This is a genomic window from Streptomyces reniochalinae, from assembly GCF_003323735.1.
Classification (GTDB): Bacteria; Actinomycetota; Actinomycetes; order Streptomycetales; family Streptomycetaceae; genus Streptomyces; species Streptomyces reniochalinae.
In genome coordinates, this window is sequence record NZ_QOIM01000038.1 from 193956 (window position 1) to 219322 (window position 25367).

A 25367-nucleotide genomic window follows, 5' to 3' on the forward strand; every position below is an offset into this window, starting at 1 on the left:
AACTCGTAGGCTCGAACCATGCGCCGAGCAAAGATCGTCAGCACCTTGGGACCGTCGACCGACTCGTACGAGCAGATCAAGACGCTCGTGGAGGCGGGAATGGACGTCGCCCGGTTCAACATGAGCCACGGAACGCACGCCGAGCACGAGGAGCGCTACCACCGGGTGCGCGCGGCCTCGGAGGAGACGCAGCGGAGTGTGGGGGTGCTGGCGGACCTTCAAGGTCCGAAGATCCGGCTGGGCCGTTTCCGGGAAGGGCCTGTACTCCTTGAACGGGGTGACGAGTTCGCCATCACCGTCGAGGAGGTCGAGGGCGACCGCTCGGTGTGCGGTACGACCTACGAGGGGCTGGCCGCCGACGTGACCGCCGGGGAGCGCATCCTGGTGGACGACGGCCGCGTCACTTTGGAGGTCACCCGCGTGGAGGGCACGGTCGTGCACACGCTGGTCGTCGAGGGCGGCATGGTCTCCGACCACAAGGGGCTCAACCTGCCGGGCGTCGCCGTCTCGGTTCCCGCGCTCTCCGACAAGGACGTGGAGGATCTGCGCTGGGCGCTGCGGACGGGCGCCGACATGATCGCGCTCTCGTTCGTGCGCAGCGGGCACGACATCAAGGACGTGCACCGGGTCATGGCCGAGGAGGGCCGGTGGCTGCCCGTCCTCGCCAAGGTGGAGAAGCCGCAGGCGGTGGCGAACCTGGAGTCGATCGTCGACGCCTTCGACGGCATCATGGTCGCGCGCGGCGACCTGGGCGTGGAGATGCCGCTGGAGCAGGTGCCGCTGGTGCAGAAGCGGGCGGTGAAGCTGTGCAGGCGGAACGCCAAGCCGGTCATCGTCGCCACCCAGATGCTGGACTCGATGATCGACGCCTCCCGCCCGACGCGCGCCGAGGCCTCCGACGTGGCCAACGCGGTGATGGACGGCACCGACGCCGTGATGCTGTCCGGTGAGACGAGCGTGGGCAAGTATCCGACGGAGACGGTGCGCACGATGGGCCGGATCGTGGAGGCGGCGGAGGAGGAGATGCTCGCCAAGGGTCTGCCGCCGCTGACCGAGAGCAGCAAGCCGCGCACCCAGGGCGGCGCGGTGGCCCGTGCCGCCGCCGAGATGGGCGACTTCCTCGGTGCGAAGTATCTGGTGGCCTTCACGCAGTCCGGTGACACGGTGCGCCGGCTGTCCCGCTACCGCTCCCCCATCCCCGTGCTGGCGTTCACGCCCGACCGGGCGACCTGCTCGCAGCTCAACCTGACCTGGGGCGTGGAGACCTTCCTCGGCCCCACGGTGCAGTCCACGGACGAGATGGTCGACCAGGTCGACGAGATGCTGCTGAAGCTGGGCCGGTGCGAGCGCGGCGACCTGGTCATCATCACCGCGGGCTCCCCGCCCGGCGTCCCCGGCTCGACGAACCTGGTGCGGGTGCACCGCCTGGGCGAGGAGGACTGCTGAGGGCGGTCCCCGGCCGCGGCGGGGCCGCGCCCCGTCCGGCGTAGGGTCGGGCGCATGGATCCGAACGAGCCGCTGTTCAAGCGCAGCCCCAGGAGGGACTTCCGGCAGAACCGCCACGTCCTCAACTGGCAGAACCCGACGGGGCGCTTTTTGATCGTCCTGTTCTGGGTCGGGGCCGTCGTCATCGGGCTGCTGGCGCTCACGCACACCGGGCCGTTCGCCCCGCCGCCCGAATCGAGCCCCTGACGGGCCCGCGCGGGCTCAGTCCCTTCCCGCGGCGTTCCCTCTTCCGCCGGGCGGGACGCCGTCGGCGATCTGCTCGTGGTGGCGGATGACCTCCGCGATGATGAAGGTGAGCAGCTTCTCGGCGAAGGCCGGGTCGAGTTTGGCGTCCTTGGCCAGGCCGCGCAGCCGCTCGATCTGGCGGGACTCGCGGGCCGGGTCGGCGGGGGGCAGGTGGTGGTCGGCCTTGAGCCTGCCGACGCGCTGCGTGCACTTGAAACGCTCGGCGAGCATGTGCACGACGGCTGCATCGATGTTGTCGATGCTGTCCCGCAACGCGTCCAGCTCCGCCCGCACGGACGCCTCGGCCTGCTCGATCTCGCTGCTGCTCATCGCCCGAGCTTAACCGGCGCGACCCTCGCGCTGCGCGCCCCGGCCCTTACGTCCCAGGTGGTGGACAGGGGCCGTGTGCGGGGCGGTGTGACCCACGGAACAGACAGGTTCGGACAGGTACGTCTACGCTGCGGACATGTCCGAACAGGCGCACAAGCATCACCGGGTGGCCCGCATCCTGAGCCGGGAGATCAGGCGCGGCACCCTGCCGGACGGGAGCCGGCTGCCGGGCGAGCACGCGCTGACCGAACGGTTCTCCGTGAGCCGCTCGACAGTGCGGGCCGCCCTGCGTTCCCTCGCCGACGAGGGCCTGGTGCGCACCCACCCCGGCATCGGCTCCTTCGTCAGCTTCGACGGCGCCCCGCTGGACAACCGGCACGGCTGGAAACAGGCGCTGACCGAACAGGGCGGCGTCACGCCTTCGACGACGGTGCTGCGCCTGGAGGCCGTACGCGACCGCGCCCTCGGCGCGGAACTCGGCCTGGCATCCGACAGGTTCCTCGCCGTCGACCGGATGCGCTCCCTCGCGGACGGCGCGCGGGTCTCCCTCGAACGCAGCCGCGTGCCGCTCGCCCCCGGGCTGGAGGAGGTGCCGCGCACCGGTCTCGTCGACGGGTCGCTGACCGCGACCCTGGCCGCGGTCGGTCTCGTGGTCGCCTCGGGAGAGCAGCGGGCCACCGCCGTACCGCTGGACGCGGCCGACGCGGCCCAGTTGCAGCGGCCCGAAGGCACCTCGTTCCTGCGGGTCACCCGCATCGGGCGCGCCCCCGCGGGAGCCGTCCTCGAACACGTGGTCAGCCTGCTGGACCCCGCACGGTTCGAACTGCGCACCAGCTTCGGCGAACCCCACTGACCCCACAGCTCCCACGACAGCCCCGACGACGGCAGCCCGCCACGAAGGCGGCCCCGACGAAGGCGGCCCGACCAAGGACATGGCATCACCGACACGGCACGACAGACACAGCACGACCGAGAAGGACAGCGGCCCCTCATGCACCACCCCCCGCCCCCACCGCTCCACCCCGCCACCGACCGCGCACTGGGCGCCCTGTGGGGGCTCGCCCTCGGAGACGCGCTCGGTATGCCCACCCAGATCATGTCCCGCCCCGCGATCACGGCCCGCTTCGGGGAGGTCACCGGCTTCGAGGCGGGCCCGCCCGACAACCCGGTGGCGGCGGGGCTGCCCGCCGGGAGCATCACCGACGACACCGACCAGGCCCTCCTCGTGGGCCGGCTGCTGGCCGACGGCAAAGGCCACATCGACCCGGAGGGGTTCGCCCGCGCCCTGCTGGCGTGGGAGGCGCAGATGAAGGCCAAGGGATCCTTGGACCTGCTCGGGCCCTCCACGAAGGCGGCGCTGGACGCGGTCACGCGCGGGGTACCGGTCGCCGAGGCCGGCAGGTCGGGGACGACCAACGGCGCGGCCATGCGCGTCACCCCCGTCGGCGTGGCCTTCCCCCTGCGGCCCTTCGAGACGTTCCTCGACCGGGTCGTGGAGTCCTGCCAGGTCACCCACGACACCACGCTCGGGATCGCGGCGGCGGCGGCCGTCGCCGCCGCGGTCAGCAGCGCGGTGGACGGCGCGACGCTCGACGAGGCCATGGACGCGGCCGAGACCGCCGCCGCGGCGGGTGCCCGGCGCGGCCACTGGGCGGCGGGCGCCGACATCGCGACCCGCATCCGCTGGGCGCGGCGCACGGTGGCCGGGGTGCCCGAGGACGAGGCCGTCGAGGTGATCGGTTCACTGATCGGCACCAGCGTCGCCAGCCAGGAGTCGGTGCCCGCGGCCTTCGCGGTGCTCACCCTGGCCGGCGACGACCCGTGGCGGGCCTGCGTGCTGGCCGCCAACCTGGGCGGCGACTGCGACACCATCGGTGCACTGGCCGGTGCCGTCTCCGGCGCGGTGGCCGGCCTGAGCGCACTGCCCTCCCGCGCGGTGGAGACGCTGCGCACCGTCAACGGGCTGGACATGGACCCGCTCGCGGCCCGGCTGCTGGAGCTGCGCGGCACGCCTCCGCCCGCGGGTGGAGGCGCCGCCTGAGCGGCGCCTCCGCAGTGCGCCGCGGCACGGCCCCGCGCCGTCCTGCGACGCACGGCAAGGCCGAGCTTCGGACCGGGCATGACGGCCGGTCTTCGGACCGGACGCGACGACGGCGTCGACACGGACGCGTTGGCGAAGGCGCGTTCCCCGGGGCCGGTGGTGACGGCCGTGCCCGAGCGGGCCGCACACACCGGCCCGCCCTCCCTGAAGGGGACCTCTCGGCGGAGAGGTCCTCTCCCCCCGTCCGCGGGGAGCACCGCTCCCCGCCTCTCGCCTCACAAGGAGGTGGCCATGGCTGACTCGAAGAGGAGTGAGCTGGTCGGCGCCGTGGAGACCCGTGGCATCGAGCCGGTGCCGGACACGGAACGGCACGGCCACGCGGGCCAGATGTTCTGGACCTGGTTCGCCGCGAACATCTCGCTGCTGGGACTGCCGCTCGGCGCGACGCTGGTCGCGTTCCGCGGGCTGAACATCTGGCAGGCGGTCCTCGTCGCGGTGATCGGCGCGTTCGGCTCGTTCGCGCTGGTGGGCGCCCTGAGCATCGCGGGCAAGCGCGGCGGTGCTCCCGCCCTGACGCTCTCCCGGGCGGTTTTCGGGCGGCGCGGCAACACCGGCCCTACGCTGGTGACCTGGATCAGCCGGGTGGGCTGGGAGACGGTCAACACCACCACCGCCGCCTACGCGCTGCTCTCCCTGCTGGCGATCGTCTTCGGCGCCCCGCACAACACGGTGCTCACGGTGGTGTGCCTGCTGGTCTTCATCGCCTGCACGCTGCTCATCAGCGGGCTGGGCCACGCCACCATCATGTGGATCAACAAGTGGGCCACCTACGTGTTCGGGCTGCTGAACCTGCTGGTCATGGCGTTCTTGGTGGCGACCGTCGACTGGGCGAAGGTGGTGCACGCGCCCGCCGCGCCGCTGAGCGCCGTCGTCGCGGGTGTCGGGACGATCGCCGCGGGCACCGGGATCGGCTGGGCCAACGCGGGCGCCGACTACGCCCGTTACCTGCCGCGTGCCATACCGGGCGGGCGGCTCGTGCTGGCCTCCGCGTGGGGCGCGGGCATCCCTTTGGTGCTGCTGATCTCGTTGGGTTCGCTGCTGTCGGCCGGTGACACCTCGCTGGCCGCCGCCTCCGACCCGGTGGCCGCCATCGACGCGATGCTGCCGTCGTGGATGTCGGTGCCCTATCTGATCGCCGCTTTCGGCGGGCTGCTGCTCTCCAACCACCTGTCGGTGTACTCGGCGGGGCTCACTCTCGTCACGCTCGGGGTCCGCGCCAGGCGCACGGTCGCCGTCGGCCTGGACATCGTGCTCACCTTCGCGGGCGGCATCTACTTCATGCTGGTCGCGGGCGACTTCTACGGTCCCTTCACCACCTTCCTGACGCTGCTGGCGGTGCCCATCACCGCGTGGGTGGGCGTCTTCGCCGTCGACATGCTGCGCCGCCGCTCCTACGACGCGGACGCGCTGATGAAGCCGGGGCGCTCGGGGCGCTACTGGTACGACGGGGGGTTCGCCTGGTCGGCCTGTACGGCGTGGGCCGTGGCGATCGTGGTGGGGCTGCTGCTGACCGAGGCGAAGACCAGCGACACCGACGTGTGGTTCTCCGGGCCGCTCGCGCACAGCTGGCTGGGCACCAACGGGCTCGGCTGGGTGGTGACCTTCGTCGTCGCGGCCGTGGTCTACAGCCTGCTGCACCCCCTGGACCGGGCGGTGCGCGCCGAGGCCGCGAGGAGCGCCCTGGACTCCGAGGCGGCGCATCTTCCCGGGCAGGGCGCGAAGCCCGCCGAGGCCACCGGGCAGGGCGCCGAGCGCGCCGAGGCCCCCGAGCAGGGAGCGAAGCGATGACCGCGCGGCTGATCCTCGCCGGAAGTGTGCTCGTCGACATGGTGCTGCGCGTGCCGCACCTGCCCGAGCGGGGCGGCGACGTGCTCGCCACGCACTCCGTGCAGACCGCGGGCGGCGGCTTCAACGTGCTGTCCGCGGCCCGCCGCATGGGGCTGCCCGCCGTGTACGGGGGCGGCCACGGCACAGGCCCGCTCGGTGACCTGGTGCGCGAGGCTCTCGCCTCGGAGGGCGTCACCGCGCTGCTGCCCGCCCGCACCGACCGGGACACCGGCTTCTGCGTCGCCCTGGTGGACTCCGAGGGCGAGCGCACGTTCGTGACGTCGACGGGCGTCGAGGGGGAGTTGAGCGAGGACCAGATCAGGGCGGTGGCCGAGGCGCCGCGCCCCGGCGACCTCGTCCAGCTGTCCGGCTACGGGCTGGTGCCGGCGGGTGCGGCCGAGCGGCTGGCCGCGTTCGCCGCCGCGCTGCCCGAGGGCGTCACCCTGTGCCTGGATCCGGGTCCGCTCGTCGCGGACATCGACCCGGCGCGGCTGGCGCGGGTCCTGGCCCGGGTGGACTGGCTCAGCTGCAACCGCAGGGAGGCGCGGCTGCTGACCGGCCTCGGGGACGACGCCGCGGCCGCCGAGGAGCTGGCGGGGAGGCTGCGTCCCGGAGCGGGGGTGCTGGTGCGCGGTGACGCGGACGGCTGCCGGCTGGTGACGGGCGACGGCGGCGCCGTCCACGTGCCGGGCCGTCCGGTGGCAGCCGTGGACAGCAACGGGGCGGGTGACGCGCACGTCGGCGCGTTCCTCGCCCTGCTCGGGCGGGGTGCGGGGCCGCTGGACGCGGCCCGCGGCGCGAACGTGGCGGCGTCCGTGGCCGTCACCCGTCGGGGCCCGGCCACCGGGCCCACCGCAGCCGAGGTCGCCGCCCTGCTGGACGCGGACGATCCGCTGACCGCGGTGCTGACCGACCGCTCCTGACGCCGGGCCCCGACGGGCGTGGGCCGGCCGCCCATCACGCGGGGGCCGGGTCAGGCGCAGGCACGGGGCGGCCGGTCAGGAGCCGATCCGCGGGAGCATCGGTGGATGGTCGGGGTCGGGGACGTGGGAGGCGTAGCCGCCGGGGACGGTGCGGGACTGGGTGGCGCGGAAGTGGACGGGGGGGGCGCCGACGCGGCGGGTGAACAGGCGGGAGAAGTAGGCGGGGTCGTCGTAGCCGACGCGGCGGGCGACCGTGGAGACGGGCAGGTCGGTGCCGGCCAGCAGTTCCTTGGCGCGGCCCAGACGGATGCCCAGGAGGTAGTCCTTGGGGCTGCATCCGGCGCTGCGGCGTACGGCGGTGCGCAGTTCGGCGGCGGTCATGCCGTGGCGGGCGGCGTGTTCGGCGACCGACAGGGGCAGGAAGGCGTCGCGGGCCAGGGCCTGGAGGACGGGTGCGCCGTCTGCGGTGGTGTCGGCGCGGGAGCGGCGCAGCGCGACGAGGAGTTCGTGGACGGCCGCGGCGGCCTCGATCTCCAGCAGCGGGTTGCCGGGGCGGGCGGCGCGGGCGACACGGGCGATGGCGGCGCGGGCGGGTCCGGCGTCGCTGAGGGGGACGAGGGGGCGGCCGGGTTCGATGCAGCCCAGTTCGGTGTAGGCGGTCAGGGCGGAGCCCGTGAAGTCGACGAAGCTCTCGTCCCAGCCCTCCTCGGGGTCGGCGCCGAAGTGGTGCGGCACCCCCGGGGTGATCCACAGCAGCGCGGGGGCCACCACGTCGTGGCGGTGGCCCCCGGGATCCTTGCGCCCCTCGGCGGTGCCGGGGATGTCGCACCAGCCGCGCCCCGCGCTGATGACGATGGCGACGTGGTGGTCGAGGACGCGCGGTCCCACGGGGGGCAGCGCGCCGTGCTGCATCCCGACGCCGAGGCAGACCAGGCCGAGTCGGTGGTGAACGGGCCCGGGGGTGAAGTACCGCATCCAGGACTGGTACCGGTGCTCGGTCACCGCACGCGCTCCCCTCACTCGCTCAGGGAGCAGCGTACGGTGGTCGCCCCTGGCCGGTCACCGGTCGTGGGGGGAGACGGGGGCGGTCAGTCGGTCACCTCGCTGACGGTGAAGGTGTCCAGCGCGAACTCGGCCTTGCCGTCGTCGCCGACCTTGCGCAGCCCGACCCATGCCTGTCCCTCCCCGGGGGCGGTGAACTCGTAGGTGAGCGTGGCGGGGCGAGTGGCGACCGGCAGCGGCTCGCGCTGGAGTTCCTTGGCACCGGGGGTGTCCACGCCGGTGATCCACGCGTACTGGTCCTCCTTCTCGTTCTCGTACCGGAAGGAGACCCGGTAGGTCTTTCCCGCCTCGAAGCGGACGGTGTGGGGGACGGTGCGGTAGACGAGCCCGGTGTTCTCACCGCGGGACTTGAGGGACTCGCTCCCGTCGATCACGTCGTCGATGGCCTTGCCGTTCCAGCCGCGCTGCGTGTAGGGGGCGTGCCGCTGGGCGATGTGGGTGCGCGGGTCGGTGGAGCCCCCCGCGTCGCCCTTGACGAACGGGCCCCAGCCCTGCGGCACGTGCTCGAAGTCCTCCCGCGCCAGGGTCGTGTGCCGCTCGGAGGCGCCTTGCCGCGCAGCCTGGGGAGGGGTGCCGGCGACGACGCGTACGTGGTCGAAGCGGACCGGTACCTCGCCCTTCCCCGCCGTCAGGGCGAGAGTGACCGGACCGCCGCCTTCGGGCACCGTGAACCAGGTCGTCATCCGCTGGAAGCGGGTGCCCTGCTTGAGGTCGGCGGCGACCTGGTTGGTGGCGGTGGAGGTGTCCGTCCAGTTCTCGGCGGTGACGCCGTCGGCGGTGCGCACGGTGAGCGCGGCGCGGCGCCGCTCCCCCGCCTCGTCGCCGACCTGTACCTGGACGGAGGCGGCGTAGGTGCCGGGTTCGAGGCGGGACATGCGCTGGCTGACGGACGCCTCGCCGCCGGGTGCGAGGAGGAGTTCGGGGTCACCGCGCTCGCTGACCTCGACCTTGGCCTTTCCCGTGACCGTCCAGGCCGCCAGGCCGCCGGAGTGGAAGCCGGGGTCGGTCAGGGGGGTGCCCTCGCCCCAGTGCGGCTTCGGCTGGGCGGGGGCCGGCCTGCGGTGGACGACGTAGGGCACCCCGGCCTCGGCGTCCAGGGTGACCCGGCCGCCCGAGACGGTGGCTTCGACGGGTTCGCCCCGCCCGCGCCAGGTCAGCGGGTACACGTGGACCGTGCGGGTGTGCTTCCAGCCCGCGGGCAGCCGCCAGGTGGTGCGGCCGCCGCCCGGGTTGTAGTGGTAGAGCTTGGCCGGTTCCGTGGCCTTGCGCGGCTCCCACGGCAGCAGGTAGACGCCGTCGTCGTAGACCTGCCGTCCGTCGGTGGTGATACGGCGCTTGCCGCCGGTGTCGGTGACGGCGGTGGCCTCCTCGCCCTCGAAGGTGATCTCGTGCTCGGACCAGGAGCGGATCGGCCTGGCCTGGAGGTATTTGGCGGGGAGGCTGTGCGTCCAGATCAGCTTGTAGAAGGCGTGCCAGTCGGTCTTGCCGCGCCAGCCCTCGTAGTTGCCCATACGGGCCGCGCCCAGCAGGGTGGGCCACTTGTCGGCGAACACGTCCTTCTGGTGGTTGCGGATGAAGCGGATGAGGCGGGAGTTGATGCCGCGCGAGGTGTCGGCGCCGTAGTCGGTCTCCGTGGCCCAGTGCGACCACAGCGCCGAGCGCTCGAAGCCGTGGCCCCACTCGGTGGCCACGTTCCAGCCCTGGTCGCGGAAGGCGCGCTGGAGCCGGTCCGAGGTCCACCCCGATTCGCGGAAGACGTCGATGTAGAGGGAGGTCAGCCCCTTGTCGGTGTCGTCGCGCAGGTTCTTGAAGCGGGCGATGACGTCCCCGGAGACCAGGTCGCGGCGCTGGTCGATGCGGTAGGACTGGTCGAGCCAGTCCCACTGCTCGTTGTTCTTGTCGACGAGCTTCTCGGAGAAGGCGTGGGCCACCGGGTAGGACTCGGTGACGTTGACGTGGACCGCGAAGTCGGTGTTCCACTTCCTGCCCTTGCGCAGCAGGGTGTTGAGGTCGGCCAGGCCGCCCGCGCGGTGGTTGTAGTTGCCCGCGTAGTCCGGGTGCGCCGAGTCGTGGCCCTCGGACTGGTAGCCCTTGAGGAGGGTGAACTGGCGCAGCCCGTCGGTGGCCAGGTGGATGCGCTTGACGTGGTCGAGCGTGCTCAGGAACGGGTTGGTGGCCAGGCTGGCGAAGTTGAACGGGATGTGCGGGATCACCCGCAGGTGCTGTTCGTCCGCGCCGAGCGGGTCGATCATGATCTCGCGCATCGCGATGGCCGCGTCCTGCCAGTCGGCGACGCCGTCACCGTTGCGGTCGCCGGTGACGACGACGGTGACGTAGGGCAGCGGCTCGGTCTGGTCCGCTGCGGCGGTCGCGGCGCGGTGCGTCCACTGGCCGCAGGTCAGCCGGGTGCTGCGGGCGTCGCCCACCGCGACGGTCTGCCGCCACAGGCGCCCGTTGTCCCAGTCGGCGCCCTCGGTCTCGGACGGCTTGTCGTAGCTGGTGTTCGTCTCGATCGCCGCGGCCAGCTCGCCCGTCGCCACGACGGCGTAGGCGCAGCCGACCGGTGCGTCGTCGGTGGCGGTCTCGCCGGTCAGCTCGATGAGGGTGTCGCCGCTCTCGGCCTTATCGAGTTCGACGCGGGCCGTGTGGACGACGGGGTCAGGCTGCTGGTCGGAGCGCATCGACAAGAAGGCGAGCCCGGGGAGTTCGAGGGTGCCCACCCGCCCTTCCGGGGCTTCCGCCACGCGGGTGACGCGCCAGTGGACGCGGCGGCCCTCGGCCTCGATGCGGACGGTGAGCGCGGTGCCGGTCTGAAGGGTGAGGGTGTAGGTGATCCGGTCGCCGCCGGGTGTGCTGGTCACCTCGGGGGTGTGTTCCTCGCCGTCGACCAGGAGCGTCGTGACGGCCTCCGCCTGGGCGTGCAGGGTGGTGCCCGTCGCGCGGTCGGTGTAGTCGACGATGCGGGGAAAGGCCGTATCGACGCGCACGTCGAGGTCGGGCGTGCGCAGGGTGTGCGTCGCGGGCTTCTTCTTCGCGTCCGCGCGGGCCGGGGCCACCGCGATGGTGCCCAGCGCCGTGCCGGCCCCCGCCACGGCGCCCGCCGCCACCACCGCTCTGCGGGTGACGCCCGCGCTCGCTTCGCCGCTCGTCATGGTTGTGCTCCTCCACTCGGGTCCGCCACCGGTCTTCGCCGACCCACCCTTGGTGACCTCGTGCAAGCTTGCCCATGGACAAGCGTGGGGAGGTTGTTGGACTTGCGTCACGAGTCCGCGGCGCGGCCCCCGCACGGGGGCGGGGTGACGGGCGCTGCCGGCGGGTGGCGGGAACGTTCCGGGCGGCTGGAGGTGCCCCGCGGCGCGTGCGGGTGCATGCTGCTGGGAGACGCTGAGGAACCTGGTCTCCGGCGTGCGACCGTCCGCGCCCGGCCGATCACTAAGGAGTGACGTGGAGCCTCCCGCCCAGGAGTCCCCGGACGAGGGTCCCGGCTTCGACGGCGTCGCGGCCGCCCTGGTGGACGAGGACGGACGTATCACCTGGTGGTCACAGGCAGCGGGGCGGCTGCTGGGCTGGAGCGGCGAGGAGGTCACCGGCACCCCGGGGCGTGACCTGGTCGCCACCGACGCGCCCACCCTGGTCGGGCCGCACGCCGCGGCCGGCTCCCGGGAGGCGGAGGCCACCCGCAGGCTGCGGCTGCGCCACAGGGCCGGGCATCTCGTCCCGGTGACCGTACGGCTGCTGGCGGCCGACGGGGCGCCGGGGACGCTGGCGGTGGCCGTGCCCGAGGACGTGGGCCCGGGTCCCGCGCCAGGTCCGACGCTGGTCCGCGCCCTGCTCGAACAGGAGCGGGTGCCCGTGGCCCAGTTCGACATGGGGCTACAGGTGGTGCGCACCAACGCCGCGTTCGAGGAGCTGCGGCCCGAGGGAGCGGCGGACGACTGGCTGACCAGGCTGCCCAGCGTCGAGGGGGACGGCGTCGCGCGGGAGGCGTTGGCGCAGGTCGCGGAGAGCGGGACGGTCGTCGCCGCCTCCGAGTACGGGCTGGGGCCGCCCGGCTCGGAGGTGGGGCTCTTCCTCACCTGCCTGCGGGTGGACGGGCCGCTCGGCGAGCCGCTCGGTGTCGTCGTCACCGCGCGCGAGGTCACCCCGCGGCAGCGCGCCCGCCGCCGCCTCGGCAAGGCCTACGAGCGCGCCTTCCACCTCGGCTCCTCCCTGGACGTGGTGCACAGCGCCCGCGACCTGGCCCAGGTGCTGGTCCCCGACCTCGGCGACCTGGCCAGCGTCGACTTCCCCGATGACGTGTTGCAGGGCCGCGATCCACCGCTCGGCTACCCGGGGCAGGAGGCCTCGGCGGCGCGGAGGGTCGCGGTGAAGGCCGCGGACGGACAGTGGCCGGGCGCGCTGGTGCAGGTCGGCGAGGCAGTGCCGAACACCCCCGAGGGCCCGCAGACCGCCGGGAAGATCGTCGGGGAGGTGCTCGCCGCGGGCCCGGGGACGGCGCGGGAGATCCTGGACCACGATCCGGAACTGATCGCGCGGCTGGTGCCCGAGGGGATGCGGGACTCGCTGGGCTGCCCGCTCTACCACGGCGGCCGCTTCTTCGGCTACGTCCAGGTGTACCGCACGCGGGACCCCAAGCCGTTCGACTACGACGACGTGCGGTTTCTCCAGGACATGTGCCACCGGACGGCCGGGGCGCTGGACAACGCCTTCCGGTACACCCGCGAGCACCGCACCGCGCTCGTCCTGCAACGCAGCCTCCTGCCGCCCGCTGCCACCGAGAGCTCGGCGGCCGAGACGGCGGGCTCCTACCTGCCGGCCGGCGGCGGCGCCAGCGTGGGCGGCGACTGGTTCGACGCCTTCCCCCTGTCCTCGCTGCGGATCGCGCTGGTCGTCGGCGACGTCATCGGCCACGGGCTCCAGGCGACCGCGACCATGGCGCGGGCCCGCACCGCCGTGCAGACCCTCGCCGATCTCGACCTGCCGCCCGAGGAGCTGCTGACCTGCCTGGACGACCTCGTGCAGCGGATGAAGGCCGAGGCCGACCACCCCGACAGCGTCGGCGCCTCGTGCCTGTTCGCCGTCTACGACCCGGTCAGCCAGGAGTGCAGGATGGCCAGCGCGGGACACCCGCCGCCCGCCGTGGTCCTGCCCGACGGCACGGTCAGCTTCCTGGACCTGACGCCGGGGCCGCTGCTGGGCGTCGGCGACAATCCGTTCGAGGTGACCAGCGTGCGGCTGCCGCCGGGCAGCGTGCTCGCCCTCTACACGGACGGGCTGGTCGGCCACGACCCGGAAGCCGGCATGGCCAGGCTGCTGGAGGACCTGGAGAAGCTCTGCCGCCCGGCCCCCGGGCTGCGCGCCGAGGACGCCCACAAGCCGCTCGACCAGGTCAGCGCCGAGTTGATCCGCCGCCACCCGAGCGCGGAGCACCCCGACGACGACGTCACCGTGCTGCTTGCCCGCACCAGGGCCGTGCCCGGGACCGACACCGCCTCCTGGGAGTACCCCGCCGATCCGGCCGCCGTCCAGGCCGCCCGCGAGGACGTGAGCGCCCAATTGGAGGCGTGGGGTCTTGTGGAGGAGTCGTTCACCACCGAACTCATCGTCAGCGAACTGGTCACCAACGCCATCCGCTACGCGGGCGGTCCTGTCAGCCTGCGCCTGATCCGCGACCACGTCCTGGTGTGCGAGGTCTCCGACCCCAGCAACACCCAGCCACGGCTGCGCCGCGCCCTGACCACGGACGAGGGCGGCCGCGGGCTCTTCCTGGTCGCCCAGCTCGCCCACCGCTGGGGCAGCCGCTACGGCGACCGCGGCAAGACGATCTGGACCGAACAGGAGCTGGGAGACGGCCGGGCCGCAGGCGGCCCGCTCGCGCTATCGTGACCACGGGCCGCGCGCTGGGGGTGTGCGATGAGTGGTTCGGTGGCCGACCGCGTCGAGCGCGGCTTCCCGCACCTGGAGACGGTGCGCGCGGCGATCACGGCGCTCTACCGGCGGCTGTCCGCCGACGGTGTGCGCGGCTTCGGCCTGAGCGTCGCACCCGGCGACGTCGCCTTCTCCGACACCGACGACCTGTATCCGGGGGTGCAGCGCGTCGCCGGTGTGATGGTCGGGCACCTGCGGCTGCCGGCGGCGCGGGTCATCGTCTCCTTCCGCGAGATGACGCACGCCGCGAACGTCGAACTGAGCGCGGGGCCGGAGTACTTCGTGGAACTCAACGACCGCTTCAAGCGGCACCGCGGCGACATCGGCGCGGCCCTCGCCCACGAGGTCACCCATGTGTGGCTGCACCGCCTCGGCCTCGCCTTCCCCGGCACCCGCGACAACGAGATCCTCACCGACACTGCCGCCACCTATCTCGGCGCGGGATGGCTGCTGCTGGACGCCTTCCGGCAGGACGCCCTCACCTCCCAGAAGCTGGGCTACCTCACACCCGAGGAGTTCGGCTACGTCCTCGCCAAGCGGGCACGGCTGTGCGGTGAGGACCCCGCCGTCTGGTTCACCAGCCCGCAGGCCTACGAGGCGTACGTGCGAGGGCGCGCGCTGGCCGAACGCGACGAGGCGGTACCGCCACTGGCGGCTGCGCCGTGGTGGGAGCGGCGCCGGTACGTGCGCGAGCGGCGGCGCGGGGAGCCGGGCGGCGGCCCGGACGGCGGCGGGTACGCCTTCGAGGCCGACGGCTCCGGTGTGCGGGTGTCCTTCCCCTGCCCCACCTGCCGGGTGCGGTTGCGGGTGCCCGCGCGGGGGCGGGTGCGGGCGCGGTGCGGCCTGTGCGGCGCGGTGTGGACGTGCGACACGTGAGGTGATCCGGCGGGGTCTGAAAACTCTCGGCGGAGGGTCCGCATGGCGTAGGTTCGGGGGTATGAGTCCTTCCGTTGCCACCACCACACAGGTCGATCTCGACGGGCTGCTGGAGTTCGTGCGGCCCCGCCACCGGGCGATCCTGCTGACGCGGCGCAAGGACGGGGCGCCGCAGGCTTCGCCGCTCACGTGCGGGGTGGACGCGGCGGGACGGATCGTCGTCTCGACCTACCCGGAGCGCGCCAAGACCCGCAACGCGCGCCGCGAGGCCCGGGTGAGCGTCCTGGTGCTCTCGGACGAGTGGAACGGGCCGTGGGTGCAGGTCGACGGCGACGCCGAGGTGCTGGACCTGCCGGAGGCCCTGGAGCCGCTGGTCGAGTACTACCGGGCGATCTCGGGCGAGCACCCGGACTGGGACGAGTACCGCGCGGCCATGCGCGAGCAGGGCAAGTCGCTGATCCGGGTGACTCCCCGGCAGTGGGGGCCGATCGCCACGGGCGGGTTCCCCGCCCGGCTCGCCGGCTGACCACGGGCGGCGAACCGGCCGGGGAAGGCCGCGGAAGGCCGGGGCCCGCGGCTGAACGGGGCCCGCCGTCTCAAGGACCGACGGGCACCGCCGGCCCCGTCTCAGCGGGTCCGGCCCCGTCTCGGCGGAGCCGGCCCCGTCTCAGCGGATGATGTGCGGCACGAAGCGCGCGTACTCGTCCGTCACCGGCCCCGCCGACTCGCGGATGCCGAGCCCCGCGGCCTCGCCGTCGACGACCCAGGTGCCGAGCACCGTGCGGTTGCCGTCGAACGCGGGCAGCGGGCACAGCGCCTGGTAGCAGCACGGTTCGTCCCGCACCGACAAAGCGCTGCCGGGCTCGTGCAGCGTGACGCCCGCGCCCTCGCGGCCCAGCAGGGGCTTGGCCGCCCAGCCGGACGTGCCGGCCAGTCCCCGCGGACCGTCCAGGTAGGCCGGCAGCAGGTTCGGGTGGCCGGGATACAGCTCCCACAGGATCGCCAGGAGCGCCTTGTTGGACAGCAGCATCTTCCAGGCCGGCTCGATCCACAGAGTCGTGCCGGTGCCGCCCCCGTTGTCGAGGGTCTCCAGCACGTGGCGGCCGAACCGGTCGGAGGCCAGCCACTCCCACGGGTAGAGCTTGAAGCAGGCCCGGACGAACTTCAGCCGCTGGTCGACGAACCGGCCCGAGAGCCGGTCCCAGCCGATCTCCTCCACCGGTATCGCCACCGTCTCCAGGCCGGCCTGTTCGGCCGTCTCCTGGAGGTAGGCGACGGTCATCAGGTCCTCGCCCAGCTCGTCGCGGGCCGAGTGGGCGAAGTGGACGGGTGCGCCCGGCGGCAGCAGCGCCGCCTGCTTCTTCCAGACCTCGACGAGCCGCTCGTGCAGGGAGTTCCACTGGTCGGCTCCGGGGAAGCGCTCCTCCATCCAGAACCACTGCGGGGAGGCGGCCTCCACCAGCGAGGTCGGCGTGTCCGCGTTGTACTCCAGCAGCTTGGCGGGCTCGCCCCGCCCGTCGTAGCGCAGGTCGAACCTGCCGTAGAGGCTGGGCACCTCGTCGCGCCGCCGCCAGGCCTCGGCGACCCGGTCGACCAGCGCCGGCTGTGTGATGCCCAGGTCGGCGAACCTGTTCTCCTCGACGATGTACGCGGCTGCCCGCAGACACATGGCGTGGAGTTCCTCGACGACCTCCTCGAGGGCTTCGACCTCGGGCAGCGTGAAGGAGTAGTAGGCGCTCTCGTCCCAGTAGGGGCGGAAGGAGCCGTCGGGGTACCGCGTCAGCGGATAGATGCAGCCCTGTTCCTCGACGGTCTCCCGCCAGCCGGGACGAGGGGTGATGGTGTGGCGGTCCATGCCGGCCCTCTCGTCGTGCGCCGCGCGCCCGGTTCAGCCGCCGTACCCGCCACCGCTGCTGCTGCTGCCGTACCCGTCGTCATCGTCGTCGCAGCCGAAGCCGGCCCGCTCGACGGCCGCGGCGTGGACGAAGGTGCCGTCCTTCGCCCGCTCGTCCTTCTCGCGACCGCCGTAGTACCAGGCCGTGCCCACCCCTTCGGCGGTGCGGCCTTCCGCGGCGGCGGGGAAGGCCGCCTGCCGCGTGGCCGCCGAGGTCTCGCACTGGCTCGGCGGCAGGATGCGGTAGCCGCGCACGGCGTCGTAACTGTCGGGGTCGACGCAGCGCTTGTCGGGCTCCGAGGTGTATCCGGACAAGGCCACCGCGAGGGCACCCATGCTGCCGAGCACCACGGTCGAGGAGCGCAGCTTGCGCCGCTTGCCCCGGGCCGCGCTGTTGTGCGCGGTCGGCGCCGGTGTGTTCTCTTCGGCGCTGTGCGCGTCCGGTATGACGGTCATGGGTCCCCCTACGTACGACTGAATCGACACGACGCGCCCACCATAGTCCGTGCCCCGCGCCGTGCCCGGTCCCCCGCCTCCTCCCGTCCCGCTCGTCCGGTACGGCCGCTACCTGCGCACTTGACCGAGTACGCGTTCGCATCCGGCGAGGAAGTGGCGTGCGGCGCTTGCACTGACGGGAGCGCCGTCGTCGACCGCCGCGTCGCGCAGGCGGCGCAGGCCGTCGTAGACGGCGAGGGCCCCGGGCGCGACGCCGGCGAGGTCCAGCCGCTGCCGCAGCAGCGCGGGAGACCCGCGGTCGGCACGCGGATCGGGCAGCCGCGGCAGTACGGCGTCGAGTCCCGCGCTCAGCGCCGCCCAGGCCGCCGCCAACGCCCCGACGGGCGAGGCGTCGACGATCGCCCAGGAGTCCCGGAAGTCCGCCGCCGCCGGGAGCTCGCCCGCCGTGGGCGGCGACGGCTGCGGGTACCGCGGGCTCCCGTAGCCGGTCGTGTCCGCCGCCGGAACCGGCACCGGCACCGTTTCCTGCGCCGGTTCCCGCCGCGACGCGCCGTCGTGGCCGGGTCCCGGAGAGGGACGGGGGGCCGGGGGCTGCCGGGGCGGGTACGAGCCCCCCGGCGGCAGGGGCTGCTGGTAGGGGGAAGGGTATGCGGGGGACGGAGCCTGCTGGTACGAGTCCCCTGCTGGGGGAGGCTGCTGGTACGGCCAGGTGGCCGGAGGGATCCCGTACGGTGCGGGTCCTGGTGGGGGTGTCTGCGCATCGGGGGTCTGCCGGTCCATCTGCTCGGCGAGTTCGCGCAGTTGCCGGGCCTCCGCCTCAAACTCGATGGCCCCGGCGGGGGTCTCGATCCGCGTCATCCGCGCGAACGCCTCGCGCAGGTAGTCGCGCAGGCACCAGGCGACCACGAGCGTCACCACGGGCCAGACCACGGCCTCGACGTACCGGAGAACGAGATCGGCCACATCCATGGGTCCATCCTGGCCCCCCGCACCGCGAACGGGGGCGGAATCGGGCCGCGTCCGGCCCGGTTCCGCCCCCGTCACGCCGGGGGAAGGCGACCGCTCACCTCCGCGTGGCGGGCTCCGCCTCCTCGTCGCGGGGGCTCGCGCCGCCCTGGCCCGGCAGCGCGGCGGCGCCGGGGTCGTCGCGGAGCTTCTCGCCCTCGACGTCGACGGTGGGCAGGACCCTGGCGAGCCAGCGCGGCAGCCACCAGGCGCGCCGGTCCAGCAGGTTGAGGACGGCGGGCACCAGCGCCATGCGGACGACGAACGCGTCGAAGAAGACGGCCACGGCGAGGCCGAAACCGATCATCTTCACCATCGAGTCGCTGGAGCCGATGAACCCGGAGAAGACGGCGATCATGATGACGGCGGCCGCGGTGACGACCCGCGCGCCGTGCCGGAACCCGGTCACCACCGCCTCCCGCGCCGACTCCCCGTGGGCATAGGCCTCCCGCATCCGGGTCACCAGGAAGACCTCGTAGTCCATCGCGAGGCCGAAGACCACACCCACCATGAAGATCGGCATCATCGACATGACCGGGCCTGTCTGCTCCACGCCGAACAGTCCGCCGAGCCAGCCCCACTGGAAGACCGCGACCACGGCGCCGAGCGCGGCGACGACGGACAGCAGGAAGCCCAGCGCGGCCTTCAACGGCACCAGCACGGAGCGGAAGACGACCATCAGCAGCAGGAACGCCAGGCCGACCACCAGCGCCAGGTAGGGCAGCAGCGCGTCGTTCAGCTTCTGCGAGACGTCGATGTTCATCGCCGTCGACCCGGTGACCAGGACGTCGGCGCCCGTCTTGGGGCTCAGTTCGGCACCCGTGTCGCGGATGTCGTGCACCAGGTCCTGGGTCTGCGTCGAGGACGGGTGCGAGTCGGGGACGACGGTGACCATCGCCGTGTCGCCCGCCTTGTTGAACTGCGGCTCGGCCACCCCCGCGATGCCGTCCAGCCGGGACAGCTCCCGCACGGTGTGGTCGACGGCGGCCTTGGGATCGTCGCTGCCCCGGGCGTCTATCACGGTCATCAGGGGGCCGTTGAAGCCGGGCCCGAAGCCGTCCGACAGCAGGTCGTAGGCCTTGCGCTGGGTGGTGTCCGTCGGCTTCGACCCGTCGTCGGGCAGGCCGAGTTCGAGGGAGGTGGCCGGCAGGGCGATCACGCCGAGGCCCACCACGCCGGCCAGCAGCACGGCGACGGGGCGCCGCTGGACGAACCGCGCCCAGCGGGTGCCGGCAGGCTCCCTGGCCGGCGGCTTCCCGGCCTGCTCCCCCGGGTCGGCTGCCTGCGCGGTCTGCGCGGCCTGTACGCCGGCCTCCCCTGCCTGCTCGCGTGCCTGCTTGCGTGCCTTGCGGCCGACGATGCGGCTCCCGGCGAAGCCCAGCAAAGCGGGGATCAGCGTGAGGGCCACCAGCACGGCGATGGCGACGGTTCCGGCCGCCGCGACGCCCATCTTGGTGAGCATCGGGATGTTGACGACCGCCAGCCCGACCAGCGCGATGATGACCGTCAGACCGGCGAAGACCACCGCGGAGCCCGCCGTGCCGACGGCCCGCCCCGCGGCCTCCTCCCGCGCGCGGCCCTCGTGGAGTTCGGCGCGGTAGCGGGAGACGACGAACAGCGCGTAGTCGATGCCGACCGCCAGGCCGATCATCATGGCCAGAATGGAGGTGGTGGAGCCCAGGTCCATCACACTGGCGAGCGCGGTGATCGTGGAGACACCGATGCCCACGCCGATCAGCGCGGTCAGCAGCGGAAGTCCGGCGGCGACCAGCGAGCCGAAGGTGACGACCAGGACGACGGCGGCGACCACCACGCCGATGACCTCGCCGGCGCCCGTCGTCGGGATGGTGCTCAGCGCGTCACCGCCGATCTCCACCGTCATGCCGCCGTCCCGCGCCTGCTCACCGGTCTTCTCGAGCGCGTCGCGGGTGTCGTCGGACAGCTCCATCGAGCTGACCTTGTAGTTGACCGAGATGTAGGCGGTCTCGCCGTCCTTGCTGACGGCCTTGCCGGTGAACGGGTCGATGACCCTGGCCACCTCGTCGGACCCGGACTTCAGCGCGGCGACGGCGTCCTGGACCGCGGCCTTGTTGGCCGGGTCGGTGATCTTCTCGCCCTTGGGTGCGTCGAAGACGACGCGCGCGGTGGCGCCGTCGGCGTTGGCACCGGGGAAGCGCTGGTCCAGCAGGTCGAAGGCCTTCTGGGCCTCGGTGCCCGGAATCGAGAAGGAGGTGGAGGCGGCGGGCGGCGCGCTGGCGGCGCCCGCCCCCGCTATCGCGAGCAACGCCACCCACAGCAGCACGACGATGCCGCGCCGCCGGAAGGCGAGCCGCCCCAGGCGGGAGAGGAAGGTTGCCACGGGTGGAACTCCAGAGGTGATGAGGGACCCGCGAGGCGCCGGCGCGCACGTCGCTGGACGCGCGGGGCCCTGGGTGCGGGTGGAGCTGGTGGAGAGAGGAAGGAGAGGGGGTGTGCCGGCTTCAGGCGCGCAGTGCGGGCAGCACGACGGCGTCGAGGTAGGTGGCCAGGAAGTCCTGGGTTGCCGCGAGTCCTTCGATCAGTTCGCGGCTGATCAGCGCGCCGACGAGCATGTGCGGCACGAAATCGAGAGCGGGGTTGTCGGAGCGGATCTCGCCCCGCTCCACCGCCCGGTCGAGCATCACGTGCAGGTCGGCGATGCTCGGTTCGATCAGCAGCTCGCGCAGGGCTCTGAGCAGCTCGGGGCTGTCGTGGGCCGCGCGGCCCACACCGCGCATGAGCGCGGCGTCCTGTTCGATCCGGCAGTCGTCGAACGCGTGCACGATGGCGTCCCTGAGGTCACCGCGCAGCGAGCCCGTGTCGGCGACACCTCGCGCGGCGCCAGGTCTCCCGTGCTTGAGCGCGCGGGCGACGAGCTCGGGCTTGCTGCCCCACTGCCGGTAGAGGGTGGCCTTGCTGGAGTGCGTAGCGGTGGCGACGGCGTCCATGGTGAGCGCGTCGTACCCCACCTCGCGCAGCAGTTGGAGCACGGCGCCGTAGAGCTCCGCCTCGCGCTCCGGAGTGATTCTGCTGCGCCGCGTCGCTGCCACGGACGTCATTCCGGCACCTCCAGCAGTACGAAACGGTTTCGTACTGCTACTGACCATACGGCACCGGCGAGCGAAACGGAAACGTTTCGATGAGGGGTGCGTGCCGGTCGCCTCGACCGGCTCGGCCCGATCACCGAGCCGAGCCGGTCGGGCGGTTCACCGCACCGTCAGCACCAGCTTGCCGTCCAGGCCGCCCGCCTCACCGGCGCGGTGTGCCCGCGCGGCCCCGGCGAGGGGGATCGGCTCGTGCAGCGGCACGTCGAGCGTGCCGCGCCGGTGCAGGGCCAGCACCCGGTCGAGGGCCTCACCGGTGCGCTCCTCGTCGGCGGCCCCCGAGGAGAAGCGCACGCCGAGCGACTGCGCCGCCTGCGGATCGGCCAGCGTCAGCACCCGCGCCGGGCCGCCCACCAGCCGCACGGACTCCCCCAGCACGTCCGCGCCCGAGGCGTCCAGCACGGCGGCGACCCCGCCGGGGGCGGCGGCCCGCACCCGGTCGGCCCAGCCGTTCCCGTACGTCACCTGCGTGGCTCCCAGGCGCGTCAGCCGCTCCCGCTCCCGCTCACCTGCCGTGCCGACCACGTGTGCGCCGCTCTCCAGCGCGAACTGCACCGCGAGGTTGCCCACGGCCCCACCCGCGCCGTGGACCAGCACGGTCTCCCCCGCCGCGACCTGAAGTTCGGTGAGGGCCCGGTGGGCGGCCTCCGCCGCGACCGGCAACCCGGCGGCCCGCCGCACGTCCAGGTCGTCGGGCCGCCGCCGCAGCCGCGCGGTGTCGGCCAGCAGGAGCGAGGCGTACGCGCTGGGTGCGCGGCCGAAGACCTCGTCACCCGCCGCCAGGTCGCCGACGCCGTCGCCCACCGACTCGACCGTGCCGGCGAACTCCAGCCCGGGGATGTGCGGCAGCGTGACGGGCATGGCGGTGACCATGGCGCCGCTCCGGATCTTCCAGTCCAGCGGGTTGACGCCCACGGCCCGCACCGCGATCCGCACCTGGTCGGGGTCGGGCTCGGGGACGTCGATACCGGTCGGCTGGAGGACCTCGGGATCCCCGTAGGTGGCGAAGGCGATGGCCTCGGGCATGGCGGACACCTGCTTTCCTCTGGGTGGCTCAGTCCGCCCGCGTTCCCCGCGCGGGGGCTCGCCATGCCCGCTCGCTCGCCGTCACCGACCTGGCTCCCGGCTCGCCCCCTCCCCCGCCACCGAGTCCGTCACAGGGTCGGCCGGGTCGGGGAGACTCGTCCCCGTGCCGCCGGGCGTCTCCGCTGCGCCGGTCGCCACCCGGCTGTTGCGGCGTCCCCACAGCAGGTAGATCAGGACCCCCACCGCCATCCACGCCAGGAAGCGCGCCCAGGTGATCAGCGGCAGGCTGCCCACCAGGACCAGGCACAGGGCCAGCGCCACCAGGGGAAGCACCGGGACCCACGGCGTACGGAAAGCGCGGGGCAGGTCGGGGCGGCGGCGCCGGAGGTAGATCACGCCCACGCACACGGCGATGAACGAGGTGAGCATCCCGATGTTGCCGAGTTCCGCGAGGTCCTGGATGGGCAGCAGTGCCGTCATCAGGGCCACCATGCAGCCGAGCGTCCAGGTGATCCGGCGCGGGCTGCGGGTGACCGGGTGGACCCGCGCGAACCAGCCGGGCAGCAGCCGGTCGCGGCTCATGGCGAGGAAGACCCGGCTCTGCCCCAGCAGCATGATCATGACGACGGTCGTCAGCCCGCAGATGGCGCCGACGCCGACGACCCGCACCGCCCAGTCCTCACCCGCGGCCTGGAGCGCCCCCGTCACCGGGGCGGCGTTGTCCAGTTGGGCGTAGGGCCGCATCCCGGTGACGACCAGCGAGACGGCGACGTAGAGGGTGGCGCAGGCGGCGACCGTGGCCATCAGCGCGATCGGCAGGGTGCGCTGCGGGCGCTTGGCCTCCTCCGCGCTGCTGGCCATGATGTCGAAGCCGGAGTACGAGCCGAACACGATGGCGGCTCCGGTGAGGATTCCGGCGAAGCCGAAGGTGGCGTTCGTACTGATCCCGGCCCAGCCCAGCAGCGGCTGCTCCCAGAAGCCGCCCTCGGCTCCCGCGGGACGGGACTCGGGCACGAACGGCGCCCAGTTGTCCGGGTCGACGTGGGAGACGCCGACGACCAGGAAGAGCACGATGGCCGCCAACTTGACCAGTGTCATGGCCGTGTTGAGGCGTGAGGTGGTGCGCACGCCGGCGGCCAGGATCGCGGTGAGCACGAGGATGACGGCGACCGCGGGCACGTTGACGGCCGCCTCGGGTCCGGCTATGGCCTCCGGGAGCCGTATCCCGAAGGTGGCCAGGAAGTCGGTGACGTACTGGGACCATCCGGCGGCGACCGCGCCGGCTCCCATCGTCATGTCGAGGATGAGGTCCCAGCCGATCAGCCAGGCGATCGGCTCACCCAGTGACACGTAAGCGAACGTGTAGGCGCTGCCCGCGACCGGCACCGTGCTGGCGAACTCCATGTAGCACAGGGCCACCAGCCCCGAGACGAAGGCGCCCAGCGCGAAGGAGAGGGCGATGGCGGGTCCGGCGTAGTTGGCTGCCGCGGTGCCGGTCAGAACGAAGATGCCGCCGCCGATGGTGACGCCGATGCCCATCATCGTCAGCTGGAGCGGCCCCAGCGTGCGGTTCAGCCGGGTGGCGGGGCGCTCGGCGTCCCGCAGTGTCGCTTCGATCGATTTGGTGCGCACGCGTCCCTCTCCTATGCCTGGGCGTCCACGCCGGCGCCTGACGCGTCCGCGTGGGCGTCCCCGTGTGCGGCGTCGGCCGCCCGGACGCCGGGCGCCTCCGGGTGGGCGCCGGGTGCGTCCGGGTGGGCGGTGGTCTCCGTGTCTGCCCGGCACTCCGCGAGGCAGGCGGGCAGCTGTTCGGCCAGGTGGGCGTAGTCGGCGGCGTCGTTGTACAGGTGCGCGGACAGCCGCAGGAAGCCTCGGCCGTTCCAGGTGGTGCAGGCGACGTCGCAGCCGGTGCGGGCGGAGATGCGGCGCTGGAGCGCGTGCGCCGCCTCCTGGTCGGCGGCCAGCCCCGCGGGCAGCGGCACCAGCCGCATGGCGGGCGCGGCGCAGGCGGCCAGTTCGGCCGGCGCCTCGGTGCGGCCCAGTGCCGCGGCGAGCGTGTGCTGTGCCGCGTCGGCCAGTTGCGTCATCCGCGCGCGGGCGGCGTCCCAGCCGTAGCGGCGTTCGATGAACTCCAGCGCCGCGGGGGCCGCGAGCCAGGCGGTGAGGTCCGCGGTGCCCTGGTGGTCGAACCGCTGGGGGAACGGCTCGGGCGCGCCCCAGGAGTCGACGACGGGGTACAGCTCCTGGGCGAGGGGGCCCCGCGCCACCAGGGCGCCCGTGCCGCGCGGGGTGCAGGGCCACTTGTGCAGGTTGCCCACCCAGTAGTCGGCTTCGCCCGCGTGCGCGAGGGGGTCGGCGAGCATGCCGGGGCCGTGGGCGCCGTCCACCAGCACGCGGGCACCCGCGCTGTGGGCGACACCCACCAGGTCGGCGACCGGGAACAGGCGGGCGGTCGCCGAGGTGATCTGGTCGACGACGAGGAGGGAGACGGGCCCGGCGGCCAGTGCCGCCCCCACCCGTGCGGTGATCTCCTCAGCCGTGGCGCCCAGCGGCAGGTGCACCGTGCGGACGCGCGCCCCGGCACGGCGTGCGGCGCGTTCGACCGCCCAGACGACGGCGCCGTAGGCGTGGTCGGTCAGCAGCACCTCGGTCTCCGGCGGCAGCGTGATGCTGCCCAGCACGGCGCTGACGCCCGCGCTGGCGTTCGCCACCAGCGCCAGGTCCTCGGGCGGGGTGCGCAAGTAGCGGGCGATGTGCGTGCGGGCGTGCGCCACCCGCTCGGGCAGGCCGCGGAACCACGGGTCGGGCCCCGCGTCCATCTCCGTCCGCAGGGCCTGCTGCGCCGCGAGCGCCGCGCGCGGCACCGCGCCGTAGGAGCCGTGGTTCAGGTGGCGGACGGCCGGGTCCAGTGCCCAGTCCTCGAACGGGTGCCCGGCGCCCTGGCCGGGTTCGGTGGAGGGGGTCATACGCAGAACGGCCTCGCAGAGTTGTCTGATGACTTGCTGACGTTCTCCGGGACGGTAGACGGCAATGCCCTTGTCCGACAGGGGTGGACGAGTAAATTTCACTCCCTGACCCGACGGCTC

20 protein-coding genes are annotated in these 25367 nt (G+C 73.4%); 9 read left to right on the top strand and 11 right to left on the bottom strand.

Annotation, left to right across the window (positions count from 1 at the left end; translation table 11 throughout):
* The first annotated feature begins 18 nt into the window (after positions 1–18).
* Complete coding sequence (gene pyk / locus DQ392_RS20350; protein WP_114017075.1) at positions 19–1446, top strand: pyruvate kinase; 1428 nt, start codon at positions 19–21, stop codon at positions 1444–1446.
* A gap of 54 nt (positions 1447–1500) precedes the next feature.
* Entirely contained in the window at positions 1501–1692 is a 192-nt protein-coding gene (locus DQ392_RS20355; RefSeq protein ID WP_114017076.1) for a hypothetical protein, read from the top strand.
* Between the two features lie 15 nt (positions 1693–1707).
* Here DQ392_RS20355 and DQ392_RS20360 read toward each other — a convergent pair whose 3' ends face one another.
* Positions 1708–2061, bottom strand: a complete 354-nt coding sequence (locus DQ392_RS20360) for a chorismate mutase (protein ID WP_114017077.1) — start codon at positions 2059–2061, stop codon at positions 1708–1710.
* 136 nt (positions 2062–2197) lie between these two features.
* Here DQ392_RS20360 and DQ392_RS20365 point away from each other — a divergent pair, with 136 nt between their 5' ends.
* The 4 genes from DQ392_RS20365 (at position 2198) to DQ392_RS20380 (ending at position 6912) form a co-directional block, all read left to right on the top strand.
* On the top strand, positions 2198–2914 hold the full coding sequence (locus DQ392_RS20365; protein ID WP_114017078.1) for a GntR family transcriptional regulator: 717 nt from the start codon (positions 2198–2200) through the stop codon (positions 2912–2914).
* 138 nt (positions 2915–3052) lie between these two features.
* The gene (locus DQ392_RS20370; RefSeq protein WP_114017079.1) at positions 3053–4102 is read left to right on the top strand and encodes an ADP-ribosylglycohydrolase family protein; all 1050 of its coding nucleotides are present in this window, start codon (positions 3053–3055) and stop codon (positions 4100–4102) included.
* 291 nt (positions 4103–4393) lie between these two features.
* Positions 4394–5950: a purine-cytosine permease family protein gene (locus DQ392_RS20375; protein ID WP_245981701.1), complete on the top strand. Its 1557-nt coding sequence runs from the start codon at positions 4394–4396 to the stop codon at positions 5948–5950.
* Positions 5947–6912, top strand: coding sequence for a PfkB family carbohydrate kinase (locus tag DQ392_RS20380; RefSeq protein ID WP_114017080.1), 966 nt, complete (start codon positions 5947–5949; stop codon positions 6910–6912). The genes DQ392_RS20375 and DQ392_RS20380 overlap by 4 nt, the downstream gene beginning before the upstream one ends.
* 75 nt (positions 6913–6987) lie before the next feature.
* Here the strand turns inward: DQ392_RS20380 and DQ392_RS20385 are convergent, their stop codons facing one another.
* Both DQ392_RS20385 and DQ392_RS20390 read right to left on the bottom strand, forming a co-directional pair.
* On the bottom strand, positions 6988–7887 hold the full coding sequence (locus DQ392_RS20385) for a helix-turn-helix domain-containing protein (protein ID WP_114017315.1): 900 nt from the start codon (positions 7885–7887) through the stop codon (positions 6988–6990).
* A 113-nt stretch (positions 7888–8000) separates the two neighbouring features.
* Entirely contained in the window at positions 8001–11126 is a 3126-nt protein-coding gene (locus tag DQ392_RS20390) for an endo-alpha-N-acetylgalactosaminidase family protein (protein ID WP_114017081.1), read from the bottom strand.
* Between the two features lie 292 nt (positions 11127–11418).
* Between DQ392_RS20390 and DQ392_RS20395 the strand changes: the two genes are divergently transcribed.
* The 3 genes from DQ392_RS20395 to DQ392_RS20405 all read left to right on the top strand — a co-directional run bounded on the left by DQ392_RS20395 (position 11419) and on the right by DQ392_RS20405 (position 15304).
* On the top strand, positions 11419–13860 hold the full coding sequence (locus DQ392_RS20395; protein ID WP_147266554.1) for an ATP-binding SpoIIE family protein phosphatase: 2442 nt from the start codon (positions 11419–11421) through the stop codon (positions 13858–13860).
* Between the two features lie 27 nt (positions 13861–13887).
* Positions 13888–14778: a zinc ribbon domain-containing protein gene (locus tag DQ392_RS20400; RefSeq protein WP_114017083.1), complete on the top strand. Its 891-nt coding sequence runs from the start codon at positions 13888–13890 to the stop codon at positions 14776–14778.
* A gap of 61 nt (positions 14779–14839) precedes the next feature.
* Entirely contained in the window at positions 14840–15304 is a 465-nt protein-coding gene (locus DQ392_RS20405; protein ID WP_114017084.1) for a PPOX class F420-dependent oxidoreductase, read from the top strand.
* 141 nt (positions 15305–15445) lie between these two features.
* Here the strand turns inward: DQ392_RS20405 and DQ392_RS20410 are convergent, their stop codons facing one another.
* The 8 genes from DQ392_RS20410 to DQ392_RS20445 all read right to left on the bottom strand — a co-directional run bounded on the left by DQ392_RS20410 (position 15446) and on the right by DQ392_RS20445 (position 25247).
* Positions 15446–16633, bottom strand: coding sequence for a glutathionylspermidine synthase family protein (locus DQ392_RS20410; protein ID WP_114017085.1), 1188 nt, complete (start codon positions 16631–16633; stop codon positions 15446–15448).
* Positions 16634–16666: 33 nt separating this feature from the next.
* Positions 16667–17128: a hypothetical protein gene (locus DQ392_RS20415; protein WP_114017086.1), complete on the bottom strand. Its 462-nt coding sequence runs from the start codon at positions 17126–17128 to the stop codon at positions 16667–16669.
* A 108-nt stretch (positions 17129–17236) separates the two neighbouring features.
* Positions 17237–18097 (bottom strand): hypothetical protein, encoded by an 861-nt coding sequence (locus tag DQ392_RS20420; RefSeq protein ID WP_114017087.1) that lies wholly within the window; start codon positions 18095–18097, stop codon positions 17237–17239.
* Between the two features lie 94 nt (positions 18098–18191).
* On the bottom strand, positions 18192–20492 hold the full coding sequence (locus tag DQ392_RS20425) for an MMPL family transporter (RefSeq protein WP_114017088.1): 2301 nt from the start codon (positions 20490–20492) through the stop codon (positions 18192–18194).
* A 121-nt stretch (positions 20493–20613) separates the two neighbouring features.
* The gene (locus tag DQ392_RS20430; RefSeq protein ID WP_114017089.1) at positions 20614–21210 is read right to left on the bottom strand and encodes a TetR/AcrR family transcriptional regulator; all 597 of its coding nucleotides are present in this window, start codon (positions 21208–21210) and stop codon (positions 20614–20616) included.
* A gap of 147 nt (positions 21211–21357) precedes the next feature.
* On the bottom strand, positions 21358–22281 hold the full coding sequence (locus DQ392_RS20435) for an NADP-dependent oxidoreductase (RefSeq protein ID WP_114017316.1): 924 nt from the start codon (positions 22279–22281) through the stop codon (positions 21358–21360).
* An 81-nt stretch (positions 22282–22362) separates the two neighbouring features.
* Positions 22363–23913: an APC family permease gene (locus DQ392_RS20440; RefSeq protein WP_114017090.1), complete on the bottom strand. Its 1551-nt coding sequence runs from the start codon at positions 23911–23913 to the stop codon at positions 22363–22365.
* Positions 23914–23924: 11 nt separating this feature from the next.
* Complete coding sequence (locus DQ392_RS20445; protein ID WP_114017091.1) at positions 23925–25247, bottom strand: aminotransferase class V-fold PLP-dependent enzyme; 1323 nt, start codon at positions 25245–25247, stop codon at positions 23925–23927.
* Positions 25248–25367 lie beyond the last annotated feature (120 nt).